This is a genomic window from Lelliottia sp. RD5, assembly GCF_056032945.1.
This window is the reverse complement of record NZ_JBVYHQ010000006.1, coordinates 103,053-129,792: the sequence shown is the minus strand read 5'-3', so window position 1 is coordinate 129,792 and position 26,740 is coordinate 103,053. Positions and strand designations below refer to the sequence as shown.

Below are 26,740 nucleotides of genomic sequence, written 5' to 3'. Positions count from 1 at the left end.
TCGTAATATTCACCAAGTCATTACACTACTGCTGTTCTCAACGGGGTGCTGCATCAATGATGTGCGCTGAGATAATACCCGTCGAACCTGATCCGGATAACGCCGGCGAAGGGATTTGAGGCTGTCGCTCAAAATCCTTTGCCACTCAACTTTGAGGTGCAAAGTGTTAAAAAAAGTTCTCCCCCTGCTGGCGCTGTTTGCGCTGCCTGTTTTTGCCAAGCCCGTGTTAACGGTCTACACCTACGACTCCTTCGCCGCTGACTGGGGCCCTGGACCGGTCGTCAAAAAAGCCTTTGAAGCCGACTGCAACTGCGAGATGAAATTCGTGGCGCTGGAAGACGGCGTCTCGCTGCTGAACCGTCTGCGCATGGAAGGTAAAAACAGCAAAGCCGACGTGGTGCTGGGCCTCGACAATAATCTGCTGGACGCGGCCTCACAAACCAAACTGTTCGCCAAAAGCGGCGTGCCCTCCGAGGCGGTTAACGTTCCCGGCGGCTGGAAAAATGACACGTTCGTGCCGTTCGATTACGGCTACTTCGCGTTTGTGTATGACAAAAACAAACTCAAGAATCCGCCTAAGAGCCTGAAAGAACTCGTTGAAAGCGACCAGAAATGGCGCGTGATTTACCAGGACCCGCGCACCAGCACGCCGGGTCTGGGCCTGCTGCTGTGGATGCAAAAAGTCTACGGTGACAACGCGCCAGAAGCGTGGCAGAAGCTGGCGGCGAAAACCGTTACCGTCACCAAAGGCTGGAGCGAAGCCTACGGCCTGTTCCTCAAAGGCGAAAGCGACCTGGTTCTGAGCTACACCACCTCGCCGGCATATCACTTCATCGAAGAGAAAAAAGACCATTACGCGGCGGCGAATTTCTCTGAGGGGCACTATTTGCAGGTGGAAGTGGCCGCACGTACGGCAGCCAGCAAACAGCCTGAACTGGCTGAAAAGTTCCTGAAATTTATGGTTTCACCGGCATTCCAGAATGCGATCCCGACCGGCAACTGGATGTATCCGGTGACCAACGTGACGCTGCCTGCGGGCTTTGATCAGTTGACCAAACCACAAACGACGCTGGAATTTACCCCGCAGCAGGTTTCCAGCCAGCGCGCAGCATGGATCAGTGAATGGCAACGCGCCGTCAGCCGCTGATCCCCGGCTGGCTGATTCCGGGGCTGATTGCCGCCACGTTAATGGTGGCCGTCAGCCTGGGTGCTTTTCTGGCGCTGTGGTTTAACGCGCCAGAGAGCGATCTCGTCGCGCTTTGGCATGACAGCTATCTGTGGCATGTCGTGCGTTTCTCTTTCTGGCAGGCGTTTCTCTCTGCGCTGATTTCCGTCGTGCCGGCGATTTTTCTGGCTCGCGCCCTGTACCGCCGACGCTTCCCCGGCAGGCAAATCCTGTTGCGCCTTTGCGCCATGACGCTGATTTTACCAGTGCTGGTCGCGGTGTTTGGCATTCTGAGCGTTTACGGCCGCCAGGGGTGGATCGCTTCGCTACTGAGTGTTTTTGGTATCGAGTGGACCTTCTCGCCTTACGGTCTGCAGGGCATTTTACTGGCCCACGTCTTTTTCAATATGCCGATGGCGACGCGACTGTTTTTACAGGCACTGGAAAATATTCCCGGTGAACAGCGCCAGCTCGCCGCACAGCTTGGTATGCGCGGCTGGCCGTTCTTCCGGTTTGTCGAATGGCCGTGGCTGCGCCGCCAGATCCCCCCGGTTGCCGCGTTGATCTTCATGCTCTGTTTCGCCAGCTTTGCAACGGTGCTGTCGCTGGGGGGCGGGCCTCAGGCAACAACCATTGAACTCGCGATATATCAGGCGCTCAGCTTTGACTACGATCCGGGCCGTGCGGCGATCCTGGCGATGGTTCAGATGTTCTGCTGTCTGGGGCTGGTGCTGCTCAGCCAGCGCCTGAGCAAAGCGATCGCGGTGGGTAGCCATCAGGTCAGCGGCTGGCGTGACCCGCAGGATCGCTGGCGCAGCCGGGTTACGGACATCGTACTGATCGCGCTGGCGTTGCTGCTGATGCTCCCGCCATTGCTCGCGGTGGTGGTAGATGGCCTCAATCTGAATGTGATTTCCGTGCTGCAACAGCCTGTACTGTGGCAAGCAACCGGCACCTCGCTGCGCATTGCCATCGGTGCCGGTTTGCTGTGCGTCCTGCTGACAATGATGCTGTTGTGGAGCAGCCGTGAGCTGTACGCGCGTCAGGCCAGAGTCGCCGGACAGGCGCTTGAGCTGAGCGGAATGCTGATTCTGGCGATGCCGGGCATTGTGCTGGCGACCGGTTTCTTCTTACTGTTTAACAGCACTATCGGCCTGCCCGCTCACGCGGACGGCATCGTGATTTTCACCAACGCGCTGATGGCGATCCCCTACGCGCTCAAAGTGCTGGAAAATCCGATGCGCGACGTCAGCGCCCGTTACACTTTGCTTTGTCAGTCACTGGGAATGCACGGCTGGCAGCGGTTGAAAGTGGTCGAACTCCGCGCACTAAAACGCCCGATTGCTCAGGCGTTGGCCTTTGCCAGCGTGCTGTCGATTGGCGATTTCGGCGTCGTGGCGCTGTTTGGCAATGACGATTTCCGCACGCTGCCGTTCTGGCTCTACCAGCAAATAGGCTCCTATCGCAGTCAGGACGGCGCTGTCACGGCGCTGTTGCTTCTGCTGCTGTGCTTTACCTTGTTCACCGTTATCGAAAAACTACCGGGGCGTGATGCTAAAACTGACTGATGTAACCTGGCTTTACCAGCACCTGCCAATGCGTTTTACCCTGACCGCGAAGCAAGGTGAAATGATCGCGATTCTCGGTCCCAGTGGGGCAGGCAAAAGCACCTTGCTCAATCTGATTGCCGGTTTCCTGCCGCCCGCGCGCGGAGAGATGACGATTAACGGTCAAGATCATACTCACACGCCCCCCTCGCAGCGTCCGGTGTCGATGCTGTTTCAGGAAAATAATCTGTTTACCCATCTGACCGTCCGCCAGAACATTGGGCTGGGAATGGATCCGGGGCTGAAACTGACGGAGGGGCAACGTCAAAAATGTGATGCTATTGCACAGCAAATGGGGTTGACGGAATTGAGCGATCGCCTGCCGGGAGAGCTGTCCGGCGGCCAGCGTCAGCGCGTGGCGCTGGCGCGCTGCCTGGTTCGGGAGCAGCCGATTTTACTGCTTGATGAGCCGTTCTCCGCCCTCGATCCCGCGCTGCGACAAGAGATGCTGCAGCTGGTGAAGGACGTGTGTCAACAGAAGCAACTCACCATGCTGATGGTGTCGCACAGCGTGGAAGACGCCGCCAGCATTGCGCCACGAGCGGTGGTGATTGCCGACGGGCGCATCGCCTGGGATGGCGAAACGCAAGCGCTGCTTAGCGGAAACGCCAGCGCCTCAGCGCTGCTGGGGATACATGCGCAGCCGGTTTAGGCACTGAATCGTCTGATGCCCTCACCCCGCCCCTCTCCCACAGGGAGAGGGAGAAAACCCGCCGAGTTGCACCCAGCGAGAAAGAGAAAATCTGCTGACTTGCACACAATGAGAGGGAGAAAATCCGCCGACATGCACACAGGGAGAAGGGTAAAACCGCGATCGAAAAGAAGAAAAATTACCGACTTACCACCTTCAGTAAAATCTCACCGTACACCGGCATGAGCGGATGACGAATCAGCGCCACCAGCGCGACTACCGCAACGCCCAGGAGTAACGGCGCAAGCCAGATCAAACGACTGCGCGGCAAATAGTGCGTCAAACGATCCGTCCCGGCTTTGGCGCTGCGCCATAAACGCCAGCACAGCCAGACGCCCACCCACAGCAATAGCGCGGTCGCTAGCAGCAGCCATTTGAAGTCACCGCTTTGGGCATCAACGGGAATATCGGTCGCCGCACCGGCCAGGATCCCGGGCAGGAAATAGAACGGCGGCCAAAGGACGCAGCCGATGATATTGGGCAGGATAAATTTGGCAACCGGCAGATCCAGCATCCCGGCAACCATTGGCACTAGCGGACGCGTGGGGCCGACAAATCGCCCAACCAAAATGGTAAACATGCTGTGCTGATGCAGGGCATGTTCCGTTTTATCGAGCAACGCCTTGTTCTTTTTCATGAATGACCAACGGTGCAGCGGCTTTTTAAAGCGCCAGCCCAGCCAGAACGACAGCCAGTCTCCCAGCAGACAGCCTATAATTCCGGCCGCCCATGCCTGCCAGAAGTTAACCTCCCCGCTGCCAATCAGGGCACCCAGCCCCGCCATCATGACTGTCCCGGGTAAAATCAATCCCACCAGCGCCAGCGATTCCAGGAAGGCCACCAGCGCGACAGCAATCAGCGAATACGCGACGGATTGAGTAATAAAATGTTCCAGCAATGCCTGCATAACGATTCCGGTCAGATGACGAAGCAGGGATTCTGCGAAGCGCTTCCTGCCGCGTCAAGACAACAATTGTCTGAAGAGTTTACTGGTTACTGCCGGACTTCACCTGTTTGTTTAATTTTTTTTACTATTTATTCACATCCGGCGCGGAATTCGCTGGGGCTGGCACCGGTACATTTTTTGAATACGCGCGAAAAATAGAGCTGATCTTCAAAGCCCACGTTGCGCCCGACGGTGGCGATCGGCATTCGCGTTGTACTGAGCAGCAGTTTGGCCTGACTGATGCGCTGATCCTCTCGCCAGCTCAACACGCTGACGCCAAGCTGCTGGCGAAACAGGTGCGACAGACGCGATGGCGACAGGCAAACGTGCTGGGCGACACCCGCAATATCAAACTGGCTGTCCGCCAGATGGTCACTGATGTACTGGCAGGCGTCGCGCACGCGGTGATCCAGCGGCGGGTTAAGCGATGCGTTGATCGCCTCCATGCGCCGCAGCAGCAGCTGTTCCAGCAGGTTTATCGCCAGCAGTTCCGCGTAACGCCCCCCTACCTGCGCATCAATAATCTGGGCAAACAGTTCGCGAAACTGCGCCTGGTGCGCCTCATCCGGGCGGTAATAACCGGTGTGAGCAAAAATCGCCGGCCACGCCAGCCACTCCTGCCAGTAAGCACGCGGACGGAAATAGACCCACTGGTGATACCACTCTTTGGCATCTGGATGACGTCCGTAGTGATGCACTTCCCCCGGCGGGAACAGCAAAATATCCCCTGGCCGACAGACAAATTGCCGATCGTTATTGTGGATCACCCCTTCGCCACGCACGGTGATATTCAGAATGTACCCCTTCATTCCCAGCGGTCGATCGACAAAAAAGTCGAGATAACCGTCGGCTTCAATGGGGGTCAAACCCGCGACCAGATGGGCGTTGAAGGAGTAACCCGGCAGCAAGGGATCGTTTTGTATTTCGGCCATAAATTGGTGACTCCCAACGGTCAAGAAGGAAACAAATTGTCCATATCGAGAAAAGCGGTCTAAAAACGGGGCGTTAAAAGACGTTCATTGCATCTGCGCGCTTTCCGATCCGCCTTAATTCAGCATTTATCCCAGATTTATCCGCCACTTCAGGCGAAACAGCAGTAACAAAAGTGTCTATAACTACGGCAGAAATGTCCACATTGATTATTTGCACAGCGTCACACTTTCAACCTTAACAGCAATTTAGTCCATAAGATTAGCGGATCCTGCCTGACGATTTTTTCCCTCAATCTCTAATGTTGATTCATACCCGTTTTTTGATGGAGCAACAGAAATGGCAATTGCGATTGGCCTCGATTTTGGAAGTGACTCGGTACGCGCTCTGGCGGTGGAGTGTCGTACGGGGCAGGAAATAGCGACCAGCGTCGAATGGTATCCGCGCTGGCAAGAGGGGCGTTACTGCGATGCGCCAAATAATCAGTTCCGTCATCACCCACGTGATTACATCGAATCGATGGAAGCGGCGATCAAAACCGTGCTGGCCGAGTTGAGTGAAGAACAGCGTGCGCAGATTGTCGGAATCGGTGTGGACAGCACTGGCTCAACGCCTGCGCCTGTTGATGCTGAAGGCCGCGTGCTGGCGCTGCGTCCTGAATTTGCCGACAACCCAAACGCCATGTTCGTGCTGTGGAAAGACCATACCGCGGTCGAAGAAGCCGAAGCCATCACCCGTTTATGCCATCAGCCGGGCAAAGCCGACTACTCGCGCTACATCGGTGGGATTTATTCCAGCGAATGGTTCTGGGCAAAAATCCTGCATGTCACCCGCGCGGACCGCGCCGTGGCGCAAGCTGCTGTCTCCTGGATCGAGCTGTGCGACTGGGTTCCGGCGCTGCTGTCCGGCACCACGCGACCAGAGGATATCCGTCGCGGGCGCTGCAGCGCAGGGCATAAATCGCTCTGGCACGAAAGCTGGGGCGGCCTGCCACCTGCTGCGTTCTTTGATGAGCTCGACCCGATTATCAACCAGAGCCTGAAATACCCGCTCTTTACCGACACCTTCACCGCCGATATCCCGGTAGGCACGCTCAACGAAGAGTGGGCGCAACGCTTGGGTCTGCCACAAAATGTCGCGATTTCCGGCGGCGCGTTCGACTGCCATATGGGTGCCGTTGGCGCTGGCGCGCAGCCGAATACGCTGGTCAAAGTGATCGGCACATCAACCTGCGACATTTTGACCGCCGATAAAGCTACCGTGGGTGACCGCGCGGTGAAAGGCATTTGTGGCCAGGTTGACGGGAGCGTTGTCCCTGATTTTATCGGTCTCGAAGCCGGGCAGTCCGCCTTTGGCGATATCTACGCCTGGTTTGGACGCGTGTTGGGCTGGCCGCTGGATCAACTGGCCGCGACGCATCCGGAACTGAAACCGCACATTGATGCCAGCAAAAAAATGCTGCTCCCGCAGCTCACCGAAGCGTGGGCAAAAAATCCGTCTCTTGATCATCTCCCGGTGGTGCTCGACTGGTTCAACGGTCGGCGTACCCCGTTTGCCAACCAGCGTCTTAAAGGGGTGATCACCGACCTCAACCTGGCAACCGATGCGCCTGCGCTGTTTGGCGGCCTGATTGCGGCGACCGCGTTTGGTGCGCGCGCGATTATGGAGTGCTTCACCGAACAAGGTATCGCCGTAAACGAGGTGATGGCGCTGGGCGGTATCGCCCGTAAAAATCAGGTGATCATGCAGGCCTGCTGCGACGTCCTGAATCGTCCGCTGCAAATTGTCGCCTCCGATCAGTGCTGCGCGCTGGGTGCGGCGATTTTTGCCGCCGTCGCGGCAGGCATTCACGCCGATATCCCGACCGCGCAGCAGCACATGGCGAGCAAAGTTGAAAACACGCTTCAGCCGCGCCCTCAGCAAGCACAACGCTTTGAACAACTTTATCAGCGCTACCTGCAATGGTCGAAAAGCGCTGAACAACACTATCTCCCTGTCGCCGCCCCCGCCAAAAACAGCGCGGAAAAACCGGCAACCCTGACACATTAAGGACACGATAATGACCATTTTTAATAATTATGAAGTGTGGTTTGTGATTGGCAGCCAGCATTTATACGGACCGGAAGCGCTGCGTCAGGTGACTCAACACGCGGAACACGTTGTTAATGCGCTGAACGCAGAAGCTAAACTGCCGTGCAAACTGGTGCTTAAACCGCTCGGCACCACGCCGGACGAAATCACCCACATTTGTCGCGACGCCAATTACGACGATAAATGCGCTGGTATGGTGGTGTGGCTGCACACCTTCTCTCCGGCCAAAATGTGGATTAACGGCCTGACCATCCTCAATAAACCGCTGCTGCAGTTCCATACTCAGTTCAACGCGTCCCTGCCATGGGACAGCATCGATATGGACTTTATGAACCTGAACCAGACCGCGCACGGCGGCCGCGAGTTTGGTTTTATCGGTGCGCGTATGCGCCAGCAGCACGCGGTAGTGACCGGGCACTGGCAGGATCAACACGCGCAGAAACGTATCGGCTCCTGGATGCGTCAGGCCGTATCAAAACAAGATACCCGCCATCTGAAAGTGGTGCGTTTCGGCGATAACATGCGCGAAGTGGCCGTCACCGACGGTGATAAAGTCGCAGCACAGATTAAATTTGGCTTCTCAGTGAATACCTGGGCAGTCGGCGATCTGGTGCAGGTGGTGAATGAAATCAGCGATGGCGATGTGAGCGCGCTGGTTGATGAGTATGAAAGCAGCTATCGCCTGACCGCGGCCGCTCAGGTTAAAGGCGATAAACGCCAGAACGTGTTAGATGCTGCGCGTATTGAGCTGGGCATGAAGCGCTTCCTTGAACAGGGCGGCTTCCATGCGTTCACCACCACGTTTGAAGATCTTCATGGCCTGAAACAACTTCCAGGCCTCGCGGTACAACGTCTGATGCAGCAGGGTTACGGCTTTGCGGGCGAAGGCGACTGGAAAACCGCCGCCCTGCTTCGCATCATGAAGGTGATGTCGACCGGTCTACAGGGCGGCACCTCATTTATGGAGGATTACACCTACCACTTTGAGAACGGCAACGATCTGGTGCTGGGCTCGCACATGCTGGAAGTGTGTCCTTCGATCGCCGTTGAAGAGAAACCGATCCTCGACGTGCAGTATCTGGGCATCGGCGGCAAAGCCGATCCAGCACGCCTGATCTTCAACACCCGTACTGGCCCGGCGATTAACGCCAGCCTCATCGACCTGGGCGATCGTTTCCGCCTGCTGGTGAACTGCGTCGATACCGTCGAAACCCCGCACTCTCTGCCGAAACTGCCGGTGGCAAACGCGCTGTGGAAAGCCCAGCCGGATCTGCCAACGGCGTCCGAAGCGTGGATCGTGGCTGGCGGTGCGCACCACACCGTCTTCAGCCATTCGCTGGATCTGAACGACATGCGCCAGTTCGCTGAACTGCACGACATCGAGCTGACCGTTATCGACAACGATACCCGTCTGCCAGCGTTTAAAGACGCGCTGCGCTGGAACGAAGTGTATTACGGTTCAAAACGTTAACAGGGAACCTTTAGCCTGCCGCAGGGCGGGCTTTTTTTCCTGGAGGGTTGCATGTTAGAAGATCTCAAACGTCAGGTACTCGACGCCAATCTGGCGCTGCCAAAACATAACCTCGTCACGCTGACCTGGGGAAACGTGAGCGCCGTCGATCGTGAAAAAGGCGTGTTTGTCATTAAGCCGTCCGGTGTTGATTACACGGTGATGACCGCAGACGATATGGTGGTCGTCAGTCTCGCGACCGGTGAAGTGGTGGAAGGCAACAAAAAGCCCTCCTCGGATACGCCGACCCATCGCCTGCTGTATCAGTCATTTCCGTCGATTGGCGGCATCGTACATACACACTCTCGCCACGCCACTATCTGGGCCCAGGCCGGGCTTTCTATCCCCGCGACAGGCACCACGCACGCGGACTACTTCTACGGTGCGGTGCCCTGCACGCGTAAAATGACCGACGGCGAAATCAACGGCGAGTACGAGTGGGAAACCGGCAATGTGATTGTCGAAACCTTTGAAAAACAAGGGCTCGATGCTGCCCAGATGCCGGGCGTGCTGGTGCACTCTCACGGCCCGTTCGCGTGGGGCAAAAACGCCGAAGATGCGGTGCATAACGCCATTGTGCTGGAAGAGATCGCCTATATGGGCATCTTCACGCGCCAGTTATCTCCGCAACTGCCGGATATGCAACAAACGCTGCTGGATAAACACTATCTGCGCAAACACGGCGCGAAGGCCTATTACGGCCAGTGATCGTGCCCTCTCCCCGTGAGAGGGCTGCAAAACGCGCGCCAGAACACCTGTATAAAATCCCAGCACAACATCCCTAACCAGGCTATAATCAGGCCTGGTTTTGTTTGATGGGATAACGGCGTGGCGCAGGCGCAAGAAGGCTTTTTACTGACCCGGCACTGGCGGGACACGGCTCAGGGCACCGAGGTCGAATTCTGGCTGGCGACGGATACCGGTCCGCTGAACGTGACGCTGCCGCCGCAGGAGTCCGTGGCGTTTATACCGGAACAGCACGTCGAAAAAACGAAGGACGTGCTGCGCGGTGAAAACGGCTGGCGCATCACGCCGCTGGACCTGAAAGATTTCCACCGTCAGCCCGTTTACGGCCTTTATTGTCGCGCCCATCGCCAACTGATGCGTTTCGAAAAGCTGCTGCGTGAAGCGGGCGTTACCCTGTATGAAGCGGATATCCGCCCGCCTGAACGTTTCCTGATGGAGCGTTTTATCACCGCCCCCGTTTGGGTCGACGGTACCCCGCAGGGCAGCAAGCTCACCAACGCCCGGCTGAAACCCAATCCACATTATCGTCCCCCTTTGAAATGGGTGTCGCTGGATATCGAAACCACGCGCCACGGCGAGCTGTACTGCATCGGGCTGGAAGGCTGCGGGCAACGCATTGTGTATATGCTTGGGCCGCCAAACGGCGATGCCTCCGGGCTGGATTTTGAGCTTGAGTACGTTAACAGCCGCCCGCAATTACTCGAAAAGCTGAATCAGTGGTTTGCCAGACACGATCCCGATGTGCTCATCGGCTGGAACGTGGTGCAGTTTGATTTGCGCGTCCTGCAAAAACACGCCGTACGCTATCGCATTCCGCTGATCCTCGGGCGCGGCAATAGCGAGCTTGAGTGGCGCGAGCACGGTTTCAAAAACGGCGTGTTTTTCGCCCAGGCGAATGGCCGTTTGATCATCGACGGCATCGACGCGCTGAAATCGGCTTTCTGGAGTTTTTCCTCTTTCTCGCTGGAGGCGGTGTCGCGAGAGCTGCTCGGCGAAGGGAAATCGATCGATAATCCGTGGGATCGCATGGACGAGATCGACCGACGCTTTCACGAAGATAAACCGGCGCTGGCCACTTATAACCTGAAAGACTGCGAGCTGGTAACGCGCATTTTCCACAAAACGGAGATTATGCCGTTCCTGTTAGAGCGCGCGACCGTCAACGGTCTGGCGGTCGATCGTCACGGCGGATCGGTCGCCGCGTTTGGTCACCTCTATATTCCTCGTATGCACCGCGCCGGTTACGTCGCCCCCAATCTTGGCGAAGTCCCTCCTCAGGCCAGCCCTGGCGGCTATGTGATGGACTCCAGGCCTGGGCTGTATGACTCGGTTCTGGTGCTGGATTATAAAAGTCTGTATCCGTCGATCATTCGCACGTTCCTGATCGATCCGGTCGGTCTGGTGGAAGGTATGGCGCAGCCCGACGAGGCGCACAGCACCGAAGGATTTTTAGGCGCACGCTTTTCGCGCGAGAAAAACTGCCTGCCAGAAATTGTCAGCCAGATCTGGCACGGCCGCGAAGAAGCCAAACGACACGGCAATAAACCGCTCTCCCAGGCGCTGAAGATCATTATGAATGCTTTTTACGGCGTGCTGGGGACCAGCGCCTGCCGCTTCTTCGATCCGCGTCTGGCCTCGTCGATCACTATGCGTGGACACGAAATTATGCGCCAGACCAAAGCGCTGGTGGAATCGCAGGGCTATGACGTGATTTACGGTGATACCGACTCGACGTTCGTCTGGCTAAAAGGGGCGCACAGCGAAGAGGACGCCGCGAAAATCGGCAAACATCTGGTCTCTTTCGTGAACGAGTGGTGGCATAACCATTTGCAAAAAGAGCGCTTAACCAGCGCGCTGGAACTGGAATTCGAAACCCACTTTTGTCGATTTTTGATGCCGACAATTCGCGGCACTGAACAGGGCAGCAAGAAACGGTATGCAGGGTTAATTCAGGAAGGCAAAGAGCAACGCATGGTATTTAAAGGCCTGGAAACCGTGCGTACCGACTGGACGCCGCTGGCGCAGCAGTTCCAGCAAACGCTGTATCTGCGCGTGTTTCGCAACGAGCCGTATCAGGATTACGTCCGCGAGACGATTGCCAGCCTGATGGCCGGCGAGCTGGACAGCCAACTGGTCTATCGCAAGCGCCTGCGCCGCCCGCTGGAAGAGTACCAGCGTAATGTGCCTCCGCACGTTCGCGCAGCGCGTCTGGCGGATGAGGAAAACGTGCGCCGTGGCCGCGCGCCGCAGTATCAAAATCGGGGGACCATTAAGTACGTGTGGACCACCAGCGGCCCGGAGCCCGTGGATTATCAACAGTCGCCGCTCGACTACGATCACTACCTCACGCGACAGCTTATGCCCGTCGCCGATGGAATTTTACCTTTCGTCGACGATGATTTTGCTACACTCATGACAGGACAACTTGGGCTATTTTGACGCGTGACGAAAACGCCTTCATCCAGTACCATAGCGCCCTTTCCATTCCCGGACCCATTTTTCGATGGCCGTCATTCTGCGACGGCGGTTGAACTATTGCCTGCAATTAAAGATTAGAGCCGAACAACTATGCCTTTTACACTTGGTCAACGCTGGATCAGCGATACAGAAAGCGAACTCGGATTAGGAACGGTAGTGGCGCTGGATGCGCGAATGGTCACTATTATGTTCCCTGCAACCGGTGAAAACCGTCTGTATGCACGCAATGACTCCCCTGTTACCCGTGTCATGTTTAATCCGGGCGACACCGTCACCAGCCATGAAGACTGGCAGCTGAAGATTGAAGACGTAAAAGAAGAAAACGGGCTGCTCGCCTATATCGGAACGCGTTTAGACACCGATGAAGCAGACGTCATGCTGCGCGAAGTAATGCTCGATAGCCGTCTGGTGTTCAGCAAGCCTCAGGATCGCCTGTTCGCCGGCCAGATTGACCGTATGGACCGCTTCGCACTGCGCTATCGCGCACGCAAGTTCCAGAGCGAACAGTACCGCATGCCGTGGAGCGGCCTGCGTGGACAGCGCACCAGTCTGATTCCGCATCAGCTCAACATCGCTCACGACGTAGGGCGTCGTCACGCGCCGCGCGTGCTGCTGGCGGATGAAGTAGGCTTGGGTAAAACCATCGAAGCGGGCATGATTTTGCACCAACAGTTGCTATCTGGTGCCGCGGAACGTGTGCTGATCGTGGTGCCTGAAACCCTGCAACACCAGTGGCTGGTCGAAATGCTGCGCCGCTTTAACCTGCGTTTTTCCCTGTTCGATGACGAGCGTTATGCCGAAGCCCAGCACGACGCTGAGAACCCGTTCGAAACCGAACAACTGGTGATTTGCTCCCTGGACTTTGTGCGTCGCAGCAAGCAGCGCCTTGAGCATCTTTGCGATGCTGAGTGGGATCTGCTGGTCGTCGATGAAGCGCACCATCTGGTCTGGAGCGAAAACGCCCCAAGCCGCGAGTACATGGCGATTGAACAACTGGCGGAACGCGTCCCTGGTATTCTGCTTCTGACGGCAACGCCAGAACAGCTGGGACTGGAAAGCCATTTCGCGCGCTTGCGCCTGCTCGATCCCAACCGTTTCCACGATTTTGACGTGTTTGTTGAAGAACAGCAGAATTACCGTCCGGTGGCCGATGCGGTCGCCCTGCTGCTGGCTGGCAAACATCTTTCCAACGATGAGCTTAATACGTTGAGCGATTTGATTGGTGAACAGGATATTGAGCCGCTTTTGCAGACGGCCAACAGCGATCGTGACGGCGCTGAAGCCGCGCGTCAGGAACTGGTTTCCATGCTGATGGACCGCCACGGCACCAGCCGCGTGCTGTTCCGTAACACCCGTAATGGTGTCAAAGGTTTCCCGAAACGCGAACTGCACACCATCAAACTGCCCCTGCCGACGCAATATCAGACGGCGATTAAAGTTTCTGGAATTATGGGTGCGCGTAAAAGTGCTGAAGAACGCGCTCGCGATATGCTGTATCCGGAGCAGATTTATCAGGAGTTTGAAGGCGATACCGGAACCTGGTGGAACTTCGATCCACGCGTTGAATGGCTGATGGGCTATTTGACCGCGCATCGTTCGCAGAAAGTGCTCGTGATTTGCGCCAAAGCAGCCACCGCGCTACAGCTGGAACAGGTCCTGCGCGAGCGAGAAGGTATTCGCGCGGCGGTGTTCCACGAAGGGATGTCTATCATCGAACGTGACCGCGCGGCGGCATGGTTTGGCGAAGAAGACAGCGGCGCGCAGGTACTGCTGTGTTCCGAAATCGGTTCAGAAGGCCGTAACTTCCAGTTCGCCAGCAAACTGGTGATGTTCGATCTGCCGTTTAACCCGGATCTGCTGGAACAGCGTATTGGCCGTCTGGACCGTATTGGCCAGGCGCATGATATTCAAATCCACGTCCCGTACCTGGAAAATACCGCGCAGTCCGTGCTGGTGCGTTGGTTCCACGAAGGGCTGGATGCGTTTGAACATACCTGCCCGACCGGACGCACCATTTACGATCAGGTGCACAGTGATTTGATTGGCTATCTGGCATCGCCGGAAAATACCGACGGCTTTGACGATCTGATTAAAACCTGTCGCGAAAAACACGATGCGCTGAAAATTCAGTTGGAGCAGGGTCGTGACCGTCTGCTGGAGATCCACTCCAACGGCGGCGAGAAAGCACAAGCCCTGGCAGAAAGCATTGAAGAACAAGATGACGATACCAGCCTGATCAGCTTCGCGATGAACCTGTTTGATATCGTGGGGATTAACCAGGACGACCGTGGCGAAAACATGATTGTTCTGACGCCGTCCGATCACATGCTGGTGCCTGATTTCCCAGGCCTGCCGGAAGATGGTTGCACCATCACCTTTGAGCGTGACGTGGCACTTTCTCGTGAAGATGCGCAGTTCATTACCTGGGAACATCCGCTGATTCGTAACGGCCTGGATCTGATTTTGTCCGGTGATACCGGGAGCAGCACCATTTCGCTGCTGAAAAACAAAGCCCTGCCGGTAGGTACGCTGCTGCTTGAACTGATCTATGTCGTTGAAGCACAGGCACCAAAACAGCTGCAACTTAACCGCTTCCTGCCTGCGACACCGGTACGCCTGATGCTGGACAAAAATGGCACCAATCTGGCGGCTCAGGTGGAGTTTGAGAGCTTTAACCGTCAGCTCAGCGCGGTGAATCGTCATACGGGCAGCAAGCTGGTGAATGCCGTTCAACAGGACGTCCACGCCATATTGCAGCAGGGCGAAGCTCAAATTGAGAAAGCCGCGCGAGCGCTCATCGATTCCGCACGTCGCGAAGCCGATGAAAAACTCTCGGCAGAACTTTCTCGTCTGGAAGCGTTAAGAGCCGTGAACCCGAACATCCGTGACGACGAACTGGCTGCTATCGAAAGCAACCGTCAGCAGGTGCTCGAAAGCCTGGATCAGGCGAGCTGGCGACTGGACGCGCTGCGTCTGATCGTTGTGACGCATCAATAAACGGAGCGCGACATGATCATGGAGACCTACAATCCGCCAATGGACCCCTGGTTGGTCATTCTGTATCAGGATGAGCATATTATGGTGGTCAACAAACCGAGCGGGTTGTTGTCCGTGCCAGGCCGTCTGGAGGAGCACAAAGACAGCGTGATGACCCGCGTACAGCGCGATTATCCGCAGGCAGAATCTGTGCATCGTCTGGATATGGCGACCAGCGGTGTGATTGTCGTGGCTCTGAACAAAGCCGCCGAGCGCGAACTGAAGCGTCAGTTCCGCGAACGCGAGCCAAAGAAACAGTACATCGCGCGAATCTGGGGACATCCGGAAAAAGCGGAAGGGCTGGTAGATTTACCCCTGATCTGTGACTGGCCGAACCGACCAAAGCAAAAAGTGTGCTTTGAGACCGGCAAAGCCGCGCAGACGGAGTATGAAGTGTTGGAGTATGCGCCGGATAACACCGCGCGCATTTTGCTCAAACCGATTACGGGACGTTCGCATCAACTGCGTGTGCACATGCAGGCGCTAGGTCATCCGATTCTGGGGGATCGCTTTTACGCGACACCGGAAGCGCTGGCAATGGCGCCGCGTTTGCAGCTGCATGCTGAGAGGCTGACCATTACCCATCCGGCGTTTGGCACGTCGATGACGTTTAAAACGCCTGCCGACTTTTAATGTCCGCCCGGTTTTGCCGGGCAGACACCGCATTATTTAAAGCCTTTCTGCTCTTTAATCAGCTCGTACGCTTTCTGAATTTCCTGCGCTTTCTGCTTCGCCATCTCCATCATTTCCGGTGGTAACCCTTTAGCAACCAGTTTATCCGGGTGATGCTCGCTCATCTGCTTGCGATAGGCGCGCTTTATGGTGGTCGCATCGTCAGTCGGTTTAACACCTAAAACGTTACAGGCGTCTTCCAGCGTTGGACCACGCTGCGCCTGTTGCCAGCCGCCACCCGCGGATTGCTGCTGTTGCTGATAGCCACCGCCAAACTGCGCGCCGCCCTGCATCATGCGCAAGAACTGATCGAACTGCATACGGGAAATACCCAGCTCTTCAGCAATCACGTACAGTACGTCTCGTTCGTTCGGATGCAGCGAACCGTCGGCGAACGCCGCCTGAATCTGGATTTCCAGAAACATCCTAATCAAATCAAACCGTCCGAAGCAGACGCTACGGAACTGACGCATTTTCTCGCGCAGCGGGTAATTATCCGCTTTACCGATGCGAAAGGCGTTTTGCGCCGCCACACGAGATTCACCGTGCAGACTCATTCGATCCATGAATACGCTAGCGATCTGAATGTCTGCTTCTGTAACCCGCCCCTTCGATTTGGTTAAGTGCCCCATCACCTCAAAAGTGGTGGCGAAAAACAGCGCCTGACGCTCACGCTGGTTGGCAAACATCGCAATCTTGCGACTGCGTGCTTTATCAAACATATGCCCGATAATCAGGCCCAGTAAGACGCCCCAAAACCCTGCGCCCATCAATAATGCGAATGCGACGCCAATTATTTTACCCCAATACTGCATATACTCCCCGTACGGTCATGTTCCTGGTCCGACTCAACTTCATTATCTCAGTGGTCGAGCCACGGTCAATTGAGGGACATCGCCTATAATTTGCATTATCATACTCGCCATTCGATAGCGAGCCTAACACTCTGACTCGCAAACGGGCAGGATTAACGCTGGTACTGCGCTGATGAGTAAGATAGTCTCTGACCGTTTGCCAGCGTAACGCCACTGATGATGGAACACTAAATACAACGTATGAAAAAACGTATCCCCACCCTCCTGGCCACCATGATTGGTGCGGCCCTGTATAGCCAACAGGGGCTAGCCGCCGATCTCGCCTCGCAGTGTATGCTGGGCGTCCCAAGCTACGATCGCCCGCTGGTGCAGGGCGATACGAACAGCTTGCCTGTCACGATTACTGCCGACCATGCGAAGGGTAATTACCCTGATAACGCCACGTTTACGGGCAATGTCGACATTAATCAAGGCAACAGCCGTTTGCAGGCAGATGAAGTTCAACTTCATCAGAAGCAGCCCGAAGGCGCGGCTGCTCCGGTACGCACGGTCGATGCACTGGGCAATGTGCACTATGACGACAATCAGGTCATCCTGAAAGGTCCGAAAGCCTGGTCAAACCTGAATACAAAAGATACTAACGTCTGGGAAGGTGATTACCAGATGGTGGGCCGTCAAGGGCGCGGTAACGCGGACCTTATGAAACAGCGCGGTGAGAACCGCTATACCATTCTGGAAAACGGCTCTTTCACCTCTTGTCTTCCTGGCTCAAATACCTGGAGTGTGGTGGGAAGCGAAGTGATTCACGACCGAGAAGAACAGGTCGCTGAAATCTGGAATGCGCGCTTTAAACTGGGCCCCGTGCCCGTTTTCTATAGCCCTTATTTACAGTTACCGATCGGCGATAAGCGCCGCTCGGGCTTTTTGATCCCGAATGCCAAATACAGCACCACGAACTATTTTGAGTTCTATCTGCCGTATTACTGGAACATTGCGCCCAATATGGACGCCACGATTACGCCGCACTATATTCACAAGCGCGGCAATATTATGTGGGAAAATGAGTTCCGCTACCTGACCCAAGCTGGTGCAGGTCTGATGGAGCTGGATTATCTGCCTTCAGATAAAGTTTATGAAGATGAACACCCTACTGAGGGCGATCGCCACCGTTGGTTGTACTACTGGCAACATGCTGGCGTCATGGATCAGGTGTGGCGCTTCAACGTCAATTACACCAAAGTCAGCGATCCAAACTACTTTAACGACTTTACCTCTAAGTACGGTTCCAGTACCGATGGCTATGCGACGCAGAAATTCAGCGCAGGCTATGCAATTCAAAACTTCAACGCCACGGTATCGTCCAAACAGTTCCAGGTCTTTAGCAACCAGACGCGGAGCACCTACGGTGCAGAACCACAGCTGGACGTTAACTGGTATCAAAATGACGTTGGCCCGTTCGATACCCGCATCTACGGTCAGGCCGTGCATTTTGTTAATACCAATTCAGATATGCCGGAAGCCACGCGTTTACACATTGAGCCGGTAATAAATCTGCCGTGGTCAAACGATTGGGCGAGTCTGGATACCGAAGCCAAGCTGATGGCAACGCATTACCAGCAAAAGAATCTCGATAATTACAACAACACTAATAACGCAGATCTGGAAGAATCCGTAAACCGTACCTTGCCGCAATTCAAAATGGACGGGAAACTGATTTTCGAACGTGATATGAATCTGGCGAGCGGTTATACCCAAACGCTGGAACCGCGTATGCAGTATTTGTATGTGCCTTATCGCGATCAAAGCAACATCAATAACTACGACTCTGCCTTCCTGCAATCGGATTACAGCGGCCTGTTCCGCGACCGTACCTATGGTGGTCTCGACCGTATCGCATCAGCAAACCAGTTGACCTCTGGCGTCACCACCCGCGTATATGATGATGCTGCCGTTGAACGTTTTAACGTTTCTGTGGGTCAAATCTACTACTTCACCGAGTCGCGCACCGGTGATGATGATATCAACTGGGAAAAAGACAACAAAACCGGTTCGCTGGTTTGGGCGGGTGACACTTACTGGCGCATGACCGATCGTTGGGGTCTTCGCGGTGGGGTGCAATACGATACGCGCCTGAATAATGTCTCGACGAGCAGTACTTCCCTTGAATATCGTCGTGATGAAGATCGTTTGGTGCAGTTAACCTACCGTTATGCCAGCCCGGAATATATCCAGGCGACATTGCCGAACTTTACTGCTCAGCAGTATAAAGAAGGTATTTCTCAGGTGGGTGGCTCTGCAAGCTGGCCAATCGCCGATCGCTGGTCTGTCGTGGGAGCGTACTACTTCGATACCAATACCAGCAAGGCAGCTGACCAGATGTTAGGTTTGCAATATAACTCCTGCTGTTATGCCATTCGCGTCGGTTACGAGCGTAAACTTAACGGCTGGGATACCAGCAACAATCAGAGCAAATACGATAACGTGATTGGCTTTAATATCGAGTTGCGCGGCCTGAGTTCCAACTACGGTCTGGGTACTCAGCAGATGCTGCGTTCGAACATTCTGCCGTATCGTAGTTCCTTGTAATGTGCTTGATTTACAACGTAATCCGCTTTGCGGTTAATTGAAATGGAAAAAGTATGAAGAACTGGAAAACGCTGCTGCTCGGTATCGCCATGGTTGCGAATACCAGCTTCGCCGCGCCACAGGTTGTTGATAAAGTCGCCGCCGTTGTAAATAACGGTGTAGTCCTTGAAAGCGACGTGAATGGTATGATGCAATCTGTGAAGCTCAACTCGGGCCAGGCAGGCCAGCAACTTCCCGATGACGCCACGCTGCGTCATCAGATCCTGGAACGTTTGATCATGGATCAAATCATGTTGCAGATGGGCCAGAAAATGGGCGTGAAAGTCACTGACGAGCAGCTCGATCAGGCGATTGCTAACATTTCTAAACAGAACAATATGACGTTAGATCAGATGCGCAGCCGTCTGGCCTATGACGGCATCAGCTATGCGACTTACCGCAATCAGATCCGTAAAGAGATGCTGATCTCAGAAGTACGCAATAACGAAGTGCGTCGCCGCGTCACCATTCTGCCGCAGGAAGTGGATCAGCTGGCGAAGCAGGTGGGTAATCAGAATGATGCCAGCACCGAGCTGAACCTGAGCCACATCCTGATTCCACTGCCGGAAAACCCAACGTCCGATCAGGCCGCTGAAGCTGAAAGCCAGGCGCGTTCTATCGTTGAACAGGCGCGTAACGGCGGTGACTTCGGTAAACTCGCGATTACCTATTCTGCTGACCAGCAGGCGCTGAAAGGCGGCCAGATGGGTTGGGGTCGAATTCAGGAACTGCCTTCTATTTTTGGCCAGGCGCTGAGCACGGCGAAGAAAGGCGACATCGTGGGTCCGATTCGTTCAGGTGTGGGTTTCCACATTCTTAAAGTGAACGACATGCGTGGTCAGAGTCAGAACATCTCCGTAACGGAAGTGCATGCTCGTCATATTCTGCTGAAACCTTCTCCAATCATGACGGACGATCAGGCTCGCGTGAAGCTGGAGCAGATTGCGGCTGATATCAAGAGCGGAAAAACCTCATTCGCTAACGCGGCAAAAGAGTTTTCTCAGGATCCGGGTTCTGCTAACCAGGGCGGTGATCTTGGCTGGGCAGCGGCAGATATCTACGATCCGGCTTTCCGTGATGCGCTTATGAAGCTGAACAAAGGCCAGATGAGCACACCGGTCCACTCGACTTTCGGCTGGCATTTGATTGAACTGCTGGATACGCGCAACGTGGATAAAACCGACGCAGCGCAGAAAGACAGAGCTTACCGTATGCTGTTCAACCGCAAATTCTCTGAAGAAGCGGCAACCTGGATGCAGGAACAACGCGCCAGCGCATACGTAAAAGTACTGAGCAACTAATGCAACCACAGCGTGTTGTCATCACTCCCGGTGAACCCGCCGGGATTGGTCCTGAACTCGTCGTCCAGCTTGCGCAGCGTAGCTGGCCGGTTGAGCTGGTGGTCTGCGCAGACGCAACACTATTACAAGACCGGGCAACTATGCTCGGTCTGCCTTTAAGGCTCTTGACCTATCACGCCGACAAGCCACCTGTTCCGCAGCAGCAAGGCACATTAACGCTTCTCCCGGTTTCGCTTCGCAAACCTGCTACGCCCGGCGTTCTTAGCACCGATAATGGTCATTACGTTGTGGAGACGCTCGCTCGCGCCTGTGATGGGTGTTTGAATGGCGAATTTGCGGCGCTGATTACTGGTCCGGTTCATAAAGGTGTCATTAACGACGCAGGCGTTCCCTTCACCGGGCACACCGAATTCTTCGAAGAGCGCTCGCACAGCGATAACGTGGTCATGATGTTGGCAACGGAAGAGCTGCGCGTTGCACTGGCAACAACGCATTTGCCGCTCAAAGCTATCTCCGACGCCATTACGCCGGCACTACTGCGTGAAATCATTACGATTTTGCATCACGATCTGCGCACCAAATTTGGTATTGCGGATCCGCACGTACTGGTCTGCGGCCTCAATCCACATGCGGGCGAAGGCGGGCATATGGGTACGGAAGAGATCGATACGATCATTCCGGTGCTGAATGAGATGCGCGCGAAAGGGATGAATCTGAGCGGGCCGCTGCCAGCGGATACCCTTTTTCAGCCTAAATATCTTGATAGTGCGGATGCTGTGCTCGCGATGTACCACGATCAGGGCCTGCCCGTGCTAAAATACCAGGGATTTGGCCGTGCAGTGAATATCACACTCGGCTTACCTTTTATTCGAACGTCCGTTGACCACGGTACTGCGCTGGATTTGGCAGGAAAAGGCAAAGCGGATGTCGGCAGTTTTATTACGGCGCTTAATCTCGCCATCAAAATGATTATTAATACTCAATGAATACTAGAGTCCATCAGGGCCACTTAGCCCGCAAACGCTTCGGGCAAAACTTCCTTAACGATCAGTTCGTTATCGAAAGCATCGTGTCAGCCATCAATCCACAAAAAGGCCAGGCGATGGTCGAGATCGGTCCAGGCCTTGCAGCCCTGACTGAGCCCGTAGGCGAACGTCTCGACGAAATGACCGTTATCGAACTGGATCGCGATCTGGCTGCACGTCTGAAAACGCATCCGTTCCTGGGGCCAAAGCTGACCATTTATCAGCAAGACGCCATGACCATGAACTTTGCCGAGCTGTCGGAGAAACTGGGTCAGCCGCTGCGTGTGTTCGGTAACCTGCCGTATAACATCTCCACGCCGCTGATGTTCCATCTGTTTAGCTATACTGATGCCATTGCTGACATGCACTTCATGCTGCAAAAAGAGGTCGTCAACCGACTGGTTGCAGGGCCAAACAGTAAAGCGTATGGTCGATTAAGCGTGATGGCGCAATATTATTGCCAGATCATTCCCGTGCTGGAAGTGCCGCCAACGGCCTTTACGCCAGCGCCGAAAGTGGAATCTGCAGTTGTGCGCCTGGTTCCACACGCTGTCATGCCGCATCCGGTCAAAGAGCTACGCGTGCTGAGTCGCATCACCACAGAAGCGTTTAACCAGCGCCGTAAAACGATTCGCAACAGCCTCGGTAATACCTTTACCGTGGACGTGTTGACTGAATTAGGTATCGACCCGGCCATGCGTGCGGAAAATATTTCCGTTGAGCAGTACTGTAAGTTAGCGAATTACATTAGCGATAACGCGCCGCCAAAGGAGAGCTAAGCCATGATCGATTCGCCCCGCGTATGTGTTCAGGTACAAAGCGTCTATATCGAATCGCAGTCCACGCCGGACGATGAACGTTTTGTTTTTGCTTACACCGTAACCATTCGCAATCTGGGGCGGATGCCTGTGCAACTGCTCGGGCGTTACTGGCTTATCACCAACGGCAATGGCCGCGAAATCGAAGTCCAGGGTGAAGGTGTGGTGGGCGAACAGCCCCACATCGCCCCTGGCGAAGAGTTTCAATACACCAGCGGTGCCGTTATTGAAACACCGATGGGTACCATGCAGGGCCATTATGAAATGGTTGATGTCGACGGCAATACGTTCCGTGTTGCGGTCCCTGTTTTCCGCCTCGCTGTTCCTACATTTATCCATTAAAACATGTCTACATATCTCATTGGCGATGTTCACGGTTGCTACGATGAACTGATCGCGCTGTTAAAGCAGGTGGATTTTACACCAGGACAAGACACCCTCTGGCTGACGGGCGATCTCGTCGCGCGTGGCCCTGGCTCGCTGGACGTGCTCCGATTTGTCAAATCACTGGGCGACAGCGTGCGCCTGGTGTTGGGCAATCACGATCTGCATCTGCTGGCTGTTTTTGCCGGGATCAGCCGCAATAAACCCAAAGATCGCATTACGCCGCTGCTTGAAGCTCCCGATGCTGACGAGCTGATCAACTGGCTGCGTCGACAGCCTTTGTTACAGATTGACGAAGAGAAAAAGCTGGTCATGGCCCACGCCGGGATCACGCCGCAATGGGATCTGCAAACGGCAAAAGAGTGTGCACGCGATGTAGAAGCGGTGCTGGCGAGTGACTCGTACCCGTTTTTCCTGGATGCGATGTATGGCGATATGCCGAATAACTGGAGTCCTGAGTTAAGCGGTGTGGCACGTCTGCGGTTCGTGACCAACGCCTTCACGCGGATGCGCTACTGCTTCCCGAACGGGCAACTGGATATGTACTGTAAAGACACGCCGGAAAACGCCCCTTCACCGCTCAAGCCGTGGTTTGCGATTCCGGGTCCCGTCACCAATGAATACAGCGTGGTGTTTGGCCATTGGGCATCGCTCGAAGGTAAAGGCACGCCAGAGAATATCTACGCGCTGGATACGGGTTGCTGCTGGGGTGGGGATATGACCTGTCTGCGTTGGGAAGACAAAGCCTACTTTATTCAGCCGTCGAATCGGCAACTGGATTTAGGAGAAGGTGAGGCGGTCGCCTCCTGACGGACAAGTTCCCTCTCCCGAGCAGGAGAGGGAGACCAATTTTAGCGACGTTCCAGAACTTCGAAGCAATAGCTGTGTGAGTTCTGCGCATCAGCATCGTGGAATTCGCTGAACACGGATTCCCACTCATCCGGATCGTAGTCCGGGAAATGGGTATCCCCTTCCACTTCCGCATCAATGTGCGTCAAATACAGCTTCTGCGCTTTTGGCAAGAACTGCTCGTACACACGCCCCCCGCCAATCACCATAATTTCGTCGGCGTCGCCACAGGCCGCAATCGCGTCATCGACAGACTTAACCCACTCAACACGATCGTCAGTACCAGGCTGGCTACTGATCACGATGTTTTTACGCCCCGGCAATGGACGACCAATTGACTCCCAGGTCAGGCGGCCCATCACTACCGGCTTGTTTAACGTCGTACGTTTAAACCACGCGAGATCGGCTGGGAGATTCCATGGCATGGCGTTTTCCATACCAATTACGCGATCTACCGCCAGCGCTGCAATCAGACTGATCATTGAAAATTTCCCGGATGCAAAAAATTGCCGCCACTATACGTAAAGCTTAATCTTTCGTCGACTACAGCCAGAGTAAAGAAGCGGAAATTTTTCAATATTGCTGGAAAAGCCACGTCACACCGTCGGTTTACTCTCCGGCTCATCACGTGGATCGCCTGTGTGCTTGCCCTCTTCCGTACCCTGCCAGCCGTGACGCTGGGTCAATGACAGGTGATTACGGTCCTCATTGATGATTTCCGTCAGCATCGCGCTGGTGCGTTTTACCGCCGCGGCGCGGGATGAAGCATCCCCGTCTGCCATCTCCACCATCTCTTCGACCATATCCAGATTGAAACGGCGGAACAGATCGGCGCGTTCCCGCGCTTCGTATGCCCCCAGGCCTAAACCTTCCAGTGCCATGCGCCCGGTTTTGAGCGCCCCCTCAAACGTCTCACGCTCTGGCGTTTCAACGCCCGCCTGACGCAGCTTGATGTAATGATCGACATCGCGGGCTCGCGAAATAATTTTCAGATTCGGGAAATGTTCCTTCGCCAGTTCTGCCAGCTGCAGGTTGGTGAGCGGATCGTCAATCGCATTGATCAACACTTCCGCTTTTGCCGCACCTGCAGACTCAAGCAGATCGACGCGCGTGGCATCGCCGTAAAAGACTTTCATGCCGAATTTACGCAGCGTTTCGATATGGTCAGGATCGTGATCCAAAATCACCATTTTTACGCCGCTGGAGAGCAACAAACGACCGGAGATCTGACCAAAACGACCAAACCCGGCAATGATCACCCGCGGTTGCTCTTCGTCGATTTCATCCGCTTCGCGCTCCTGCTCGCTGCCCGACTGTTCGAGGCGAGTTAGCAGCACCAGCAGAATCGGCGTCACGGCCATCGACAGCGCAACGGCGAGGGTCAACGCTTTCGCCCATTCCGGATCCAGCACGTTTGCCATTTGCGCCGCGCCAAAGACCACGAATGCGAACTCACTTCCCTGCCCCAGCAGCACGGCAAACCAGCGGCGCTGTCTGTTCGGGACGTTCAGTGGGCGAGCAATCAGCCACAGCATCCCCATTTTAATGACCAGGAAACCGACCAGCAGGATGAGGATCCGCAGCGGATGCGTCACCAGCGTGCCAAAGTCTACAGACATGCCGACACCGATGAAGAACAGCCCCAACAGCAAACCTTTGAAAGGCTCGATATCGCTTTCCAGCGCATGACGATATTCGGAGCTTGCCAGCAAAACGCCTGCCAGGAACGCCCCCATCGCCATGGATAAACCCGCCTCTTCGAGAAGCAGGCCAAAGCCAAACACCAGGAAAAGGGCCACGGCGCTGAACACTTCGCGCAGGCCGGAACGCGCGACAAAGCGCAGCAGCGGGCGCGTCACATAACGCCCGAGCAAAATCACCAGCGCCAATGCCCCCGCGACTTTCAGCGCCGATAGCGCAAAGGCACCCAGCGTGGTCGATGAACCGCTTGCCGCCAGGAGCGGGATCATCGCCACCAGCGGGATGGCCGCGATGTCCTGGAACAGCAACACAGAAAAAGTGCTGCGCCCCATCTGGGAAACCGTCAGGTTACGCTCGTTCATCGCCTGCATCGCAATGGCCGTCGACGAAAGCGCCAGCGTCATGCCGATCAGCTCCGCAACTTTCCAGTCCATTCCCAATAAGATGCAAAAACCGCCCAGCAACGCACCGCAGGCAACCATCTGCAACGCCCCACCGCCAAAGACCGAGGCGCGCAGTTTCCACAAACGCCGGGGATCCAACTCCAGACCAATCACGAAGAGCATCAGCACCACGCCGATTTCAGCGAAATGCAAAATCGACTCGGCATCGGTCACCAGGCGGAAACCCCACGGACCGATAATGCAGCCTGCAATCAAGTAGCCGAGCACGGAACCTAAACCGAGCCGCACGGCAACGGGCACGATGAGAGCAGCCGCACCCAAATAGATCAGCGCCTGTATGAGCGTATGGCTATCCATTGTGCGTCTCCTGCCAGTCGAGTAAGCGTTGTTTGTAGTGACGCGCCTGAGCCTGTAGCGTTTCGTCGTCGCAGACAAACGTGCAGTGCATCGCAAAAGGAGGGAGCCATTTCAGCCCGCAGTAAAGCGCGGTCGCCTGGAGCGGTTGCGCCAGTACGTCGAAACCAGGATGAGAGCCAATATCAAAATGCGCTTCGCCACCGCCCGTGGTGACAGCCCAGAGCACACTTTTGCCTTTCAATGCTTGGCCGTTATGCCCATACGCCCAGCCGTGGGAGAAGACTTTGTCGATCCACAATTTCAGCAGCGCGGGCGTGCTGTACCATTGCATTGGATGTTGCCAGACGATCAGATCGGCACGCGAAATCGCCTCCTGCTCGGCGGCGATATCGATATTAAAATCGGGATAGAGTTCGTAAAGAGAGCGTATTTCTACGCCATCGAGCGCTTTTACCTGGTCAAGCATCCGCTTATTGGCGTGCGAATGACGCGGATAAGGGTGCGCATAAATAATTAAGATCATCAATTAGCCTGTTGTTTTACTGCCTCTTTTAACAAAAGAGTGTAGTCAGTAATTCAACAGGCTAA

Annotated in this window: 21 protein-coding genes and 1 riboswitch; of the genes, 15 read left to right on the top strand and 6 right to left on the bottom strand. The window is 55.2% G+C overall.

Going from position 1 to position 26,740, the window contains the following annotated elements; all coding sequences use genetic code 11:
- Window positions 1-31 precede the first annotated feature (31 nt).
- A riboswitch (TPP riboswitch) is annotated at window positions 32-132 on the top strand.
- A gap of 31 nt (window positions 133-163) precedes the next feature.
- The 3 genes from thiB to thiQ are packed head-to-tail and all read left to right on the top strand — an operon-like array spanning window position 164 to window position 3,424.
- Entirely contained in the window at window positions 164-1,147 is a 984-nt protein-coding gene (gene thiB, locus AC0LWE_RS17765; RefSeq protein WP_219347063.1) for a thiamine ABC transporter substrate binding subunit, read from the top strand.
- Window positions 1,123-2,733, top strand: coding sequence for a thiamine/thiamine pyrophosphate ABC transporter permease ThiP (gene thiP, locus AC0LWE_RS17760; RefSeq protein WP_219347064.1), 1,611 nt, complete (start codon window positions 1,123-1,125; stop codon window positions 2,731-2,733). Before thiB ends, thiP begins: the two co-directional genes overlap by 25 nt.
- On the top strand, window positions 2,717-3,424 hold the full coding sequence (gene thiQ, locus AC0LWE_RS17755) for a thiamine ABC transporter ATP-binding protein ThiQ (RefSeq protein ID WP_202668175.1): 708 nt from the start codon (window positions 2,717-2,719) through the stop codon (window positions 3,422-3,424). Before thiP ends, thiQ begins: the two co-directional genes overlap by 17 nt.
- A gap of 178 nt (window positions 3,425-3,602) precedes the next feature.
- Here the strand turns inward: thiQ and AC0LWE_RS17750 are convergent, their stop codons facing one another.
- Together AC0LWE_RS17750 and araC are read right to left on the bottom strand one after the other, a co-directional pair.
- Complete coding sequence (locus AC0LWE_RS17750) at window positions 3,603-4,370, bottom strand: DedA family protein (protein ID WP_174342580.1); 768 nt, start codon at window positions 4,368-4,370, stop codon at window positions 3,603-3,605.
- 128 nt (window positions 4,371-4,498) lie between these two features.
- Window positions 4,499-5,341, bottom strand: a complete 843-nt coding sequence (gene araC / locus AC0LWE_RS17745; protein WP_059180140.1) for an arabinose operon transcriptional regulator AraC — start codon at window positions 5,339-5,341, stop codon at window positions 4,499-4,501.
- 337 nt (window positions 5,342-5,678) lie between these two features.
- Here araC and araB point away from each other — a divergent pair, with 337 nt between their 5' ends.
- The 6 genes from araB (at window position 5,679) to rluA (ending at window position 15,834) form a co-directional block, all read left to right on the top strand.
- Window positions 5,679-7,388: a ribulokinase gene (araB, locus tag AC0LWE_RS17740; RefSeq protein WP_219347065.1), complete on the top strand. Its 1,710-nt coding sequence runs from the start codon at window positions 5,679-5,681 to the stop codon at window positions 7,386-7,388.
- Window positions 7,389-7,398: 10 nt separating this feature from the next.
- Window positions 7,399-8,901, top strand: a complete 1,503-nt coding sequence (gene araA / locus AC0LWE_RS17735) for an L-arabinose isomerase (RefSeq protein WP_059180142.1) — start codon at window positions 7,399-7,401, stop codon at window positions 8,899-8,901.
- Between the two features lie 51 nt (window positions 8,902-8,952).
- Window positions 8,953-9,648 carry an L-ribulose-5-phosphate 4-epimerase gene (gene araD / locus AC0LWE_RS17730; protein ID WP_131487385.1) on the top strand — a complete coding sequence of 232 codons (696 nt, stop codon included), beginning with the start codon at window positions 8,953-8,955 and terminating at the stop codon, window positions 9,646-9,648.
- A gap of 120 nt (window positions 9,649-9,768) precedes the next feature.
- A complete protein-coding gene (gene polB, locus AC0LWE_RS17725; protein WP_219347066.1) occupies window positions 9,769-12,126 on the top strand; it encodes a DNA polymerase II in 2,358 nt (785 codons plus the stop codon).
- Between the two features lie 129 nt (window positions 12,127-12,255).
- Window positions 12,256-15,162, top strand: coding sequence for an RNA polymerase-associated protein RapA (rapA, locus tag AC0LWE_RS17720; RefSeq protein ID WP_219347067.1), 2,907 nt, complete (start codon window positions 12,256-12,258; stop codon window positions 15,160-15,162).
- A 12-nt stretch (window positions 15,163-15,174) separates the two neighbouring features.
- Window positions 15,175-15,834 (top strand): bifunctional tRNA pseudouridine(32) synthase/23S rRNA pseudouridine(746) synthase RluA, encoded by a 660-nt coding sequence (rluA, locus tag AC0LWE_RS17715; protein ID WP_131487382.1) that lies wholly within the window; start codon window positions 15,175-15,177, stop codon window positions 15,832-15,834.
- A gap of 32 nt (window positions 15,835-15,866) precedes the next feature.
- Here rluA and djlA read toward each other — a convergent pair whose 3' ends face one another.
- Window positions 15,867-16,688: a co-chaperone DjlA gene (djlA, locus tag AC0LWE_RS17710; protein WP_012016013.1), complete on the bottom strand. Its 822-nt coding sequence runs from the start codon at window positions 16,686-16,688 to the stop codon at window positions 15,867-15,869.
- A gap of 240 nt (window positions 16,689-16,928) precedes the next feature.
- Here djlA and lptD point away from each other — a divergent pair, with 240 nt between their 5' ends.
- The 6 genes from lptD to apaH are packed head-to-tail and all read left to right on the top strand — an operon-like array spanning window position 16,929 to window position 23,651.
- On the top strand, window positions 16,929-19,274 hold the full coding sequence (gene lptD / locus AC0LWE_RS17705) for an LPS assembly protein LptD (RefSeq protein WP_202694403.1): 2,346 nt from the start codon (window positions 16,929-16,931) through the stop codon (window positions 19,272-19,274).
- A 53-nt stretch (window positions 19,275-19,327) separates the two neighbouring features.
- Window positions 19,328-20,614: a peptidylprolyl isomerase SurA gene (surA, locus tag AC0LWE_RS17700; RefSeq protein WP_202668172.1), complete on the top strand. Its 1,287-nt coding sequence runs from the start codon at window positions 19,328-19,330 to the stop codon at window positions 20,612-20,614.
- Window positions 20,614-21,600, top strand: a complete 987-nt coding sequence (pdxA, locus tag AC0LWE_RS17695) for a 4-hydroxythreonine-4-phosphate dehydrogenase PdxA (RefSeq protein WP_202668171.1) — start codon at window positions 20,614-20,616, stop codon at window positions 21,598-21,600. Before surA ends, pdxA begins: the two co-directional genes overlap by 1 nt.
- Window positions 21,597-22,418, top strand: coding sequence for a 16S rRNA (adenine(1518)-N(6)/adenine(1519)-N(6))-dimethyltransferase RsmA (rsmA, locus tag AC0LWE_RS17690; protein WP_012016009.1), 822 nt, complete (start codon window positions 21,597-21,599; stop codon window positions 22,416-22,418). Before pdxA ends, rsmA begins: the two co-directional genes overlap by 4 nt.
- Window positions 22,419-22,421: 3 nt before the next feature.
- Window positions 22,422-22,799 (top strand): Co2+/Mg2+ efflux protein ApaG, encoded by a 378-nt coding sequence (apaG, locus tag AC0LWE_RS17685; RefSeq protein ID WP_059180150.1) that lies wholly within the window; start codon window positions 22,422-22,424, stop codon window positions 22,797-22,799.
- A 3-nt stretch (window positions 22,800-22,802) separates the two neighbouring features.
- Window positions 22,803-23,651 carry a bis(5'-nucleosyl)-tetraphosphatase (symmetrical) ApaH gene (gene apaH / locus AC0LWE_RS17680; protein WP_059180151.1) on the top strand — a complete coding sequence of 283 codons (849 nt, stop codon included), beginning with the start codon at window positions 22,803-22,805 and terminating at the stop codon, window positions 23,649-23,651.
- A 41-nt stretch (window positions 23,652-23,692) separates the two neighbouring features.
- Here the strand turns inward: apaH and folA are convergent, their stop codons facing one another.
- The 3 genes from folA to kefF all read right to left on the bottom strand — a co-directional run bounded on the left by folA (window position 23,693) and on the right by kefF (window position 26,675).
- Window positions 23,693-24,172 (bottom strand): type 3 dihydrofolate reductase, encoded by a 480-nt coding sequence (folA, locus tag AC0LWE_RS17675; RefSeq protein ID WP_059180152.1) that lies wholly within the window; start codon window positions 24,170-24,172, stop codon window positions 23,693-23,695.
- 114 nt (window positions 24,173-24,286) lie between these two features.
- The gene (gene kefC, locus AC0LWE_RS17670; RefSeq protein ID WP_059180153.1) at window positions 24,287-26,152 is read right to left on the bottom strand and encodes a glutathione-regulated potassium-efflux system protein KefC; all 1,866 of its coding nucleotides are present in this window, start codon (window positions 26,150-26,152) and stop codon (window positions 24,287-24,289) included.
- Window positions 26,145-26,675, bottom strand: coding sequence for a glutathione-regulated potassium-efflux system oxidoreductase KefF (gene kefF / locus AC0LWE_RS17665; RefSeq protein WP_219347068.1), 531 nt, complete (start codon window positions 26,673-26,675; stop codon window positions 26,145-26,147). Before kefF ends, kefC begins: the two co-directional genes overlap by 8 nt.
- Window positions 26,676-26,740 lie beyond the last annotated feature (65 nt).

Coding starts and splice junctions, on each gene's coding strand:
- rapA (WP_219347067.1), top strand. CDS start 12,256: ATGCCTTTTACACTTGGTCAACGCTGGATCAGCGATACAGAAAGCGAA.
- pdxA (WP_202668171.1), top strand. CDS start 20,614: ATGCAACCACAGCGTGTTGTCATCACTCCCGGTGAACCCGCCGGGATT.
- araA (WP_059180142.1), top strand. CDS start 7,399: ATGACCATTTTTAATAATTATGAAGTGTGGTTTGTGATTGGCAGCCAG.
- kefC (WP_059180153.1), bottom strand. CDS start 26,152: ATGGATAGCCATACGCTCATACAGGCGCTGATCTATTTGGGTGCGGCT.
- apaH (WP_059180151.1), top strand. CDS start 22,803: ATGTCTACATATCTCATTGGCGATGTTCACGGTTGCTACGATGAACTG.
- araB (WP_219347065.1), top strand. CDS start 5,679: ATGGCAATTGCGATTGGCCTCGATTTTGGAAGTGACTCGGTACGCGCT.
- thiP (WP_219347064.1), top strand. CDS start 1,123: ATGGCAACGCGCCGTCAGCCGCTGATCCCCGGCTGGCTGATTCCGGGG.
- thiQ (WP_202668175.1), top strand. CDS start 2,717: ATGCTAAAACTGACTGATGTAACCTGGCTTTACCAGCACCTGCCAATG.
- kefF (WP_219347068.1), bottom strand. CDS start 26,675: ATGATCTTAATTATTTATGCGCACCCTTATCCGCGTCATTCGCACGCC.
- araD (WP_131487385.1), top strand. CDS start 8,953: ATGTTAGAAGATCTCAAACGTCAGGTACTCGACGCCAATCTGGCGCTG.
- apaG (WP_059180150.1), top strand. CDS start 22,422: ATGATCGATTCGCCCCGCGTATGTGTTCAGGTACAAAGCGTCTATATC.
- djlA (WP_012016013.1), bottom strand. CDS start 16,688: ATGCAGTATTGGGGTAAAATAATTGGCGTCGCATTCGCATTATTGATG.
- surA (WP_202668172.1), top strand. CDS start 19,328: ATGAAGAACTGGAAAACGCTGCTGCTCGGTATCGCCATGGTTGCGAAT.
- araC (WP_059180140.1), bottom strand. CDS start 5,341: ATGGCCGAAATACAAAACGATCCCTTGCTGCCGGGTTACTCCTTCAAC.
- rsmA (WP_012016009.1), top strand. CDS start 21,597: ATGAATACTAGAGTCCATCAGGGCCACTTAGCCCGCAAACGCTTCGGG.
- folA (WP_059180152.1), bottom strand. CDS start 24,172: ATGATCAGTCTGATTGCAGCGCTGGCGGTAGATCGCGTAATTGGTATG.
- AC0LWE_RS17750 (WP_174342580.1), bottom strand. CDS start 4,370: ATGCAGGCATTGCTGGAACATTTTATTACTCAATCCGTCGCGTATTCG.
- rluA (WP_131487382.1), top strand. CDS start 15,175: ATGATCATGGAGACCTACAATCCGCCAATGGACCCCTGGTTGGTCATT.
- lptD (WP_202694403.1), top strand. CDS start 16,929: ATGAAAAAACGTATCCCCACCCTCCTGGCCACCATGATTGGTGCGGCC.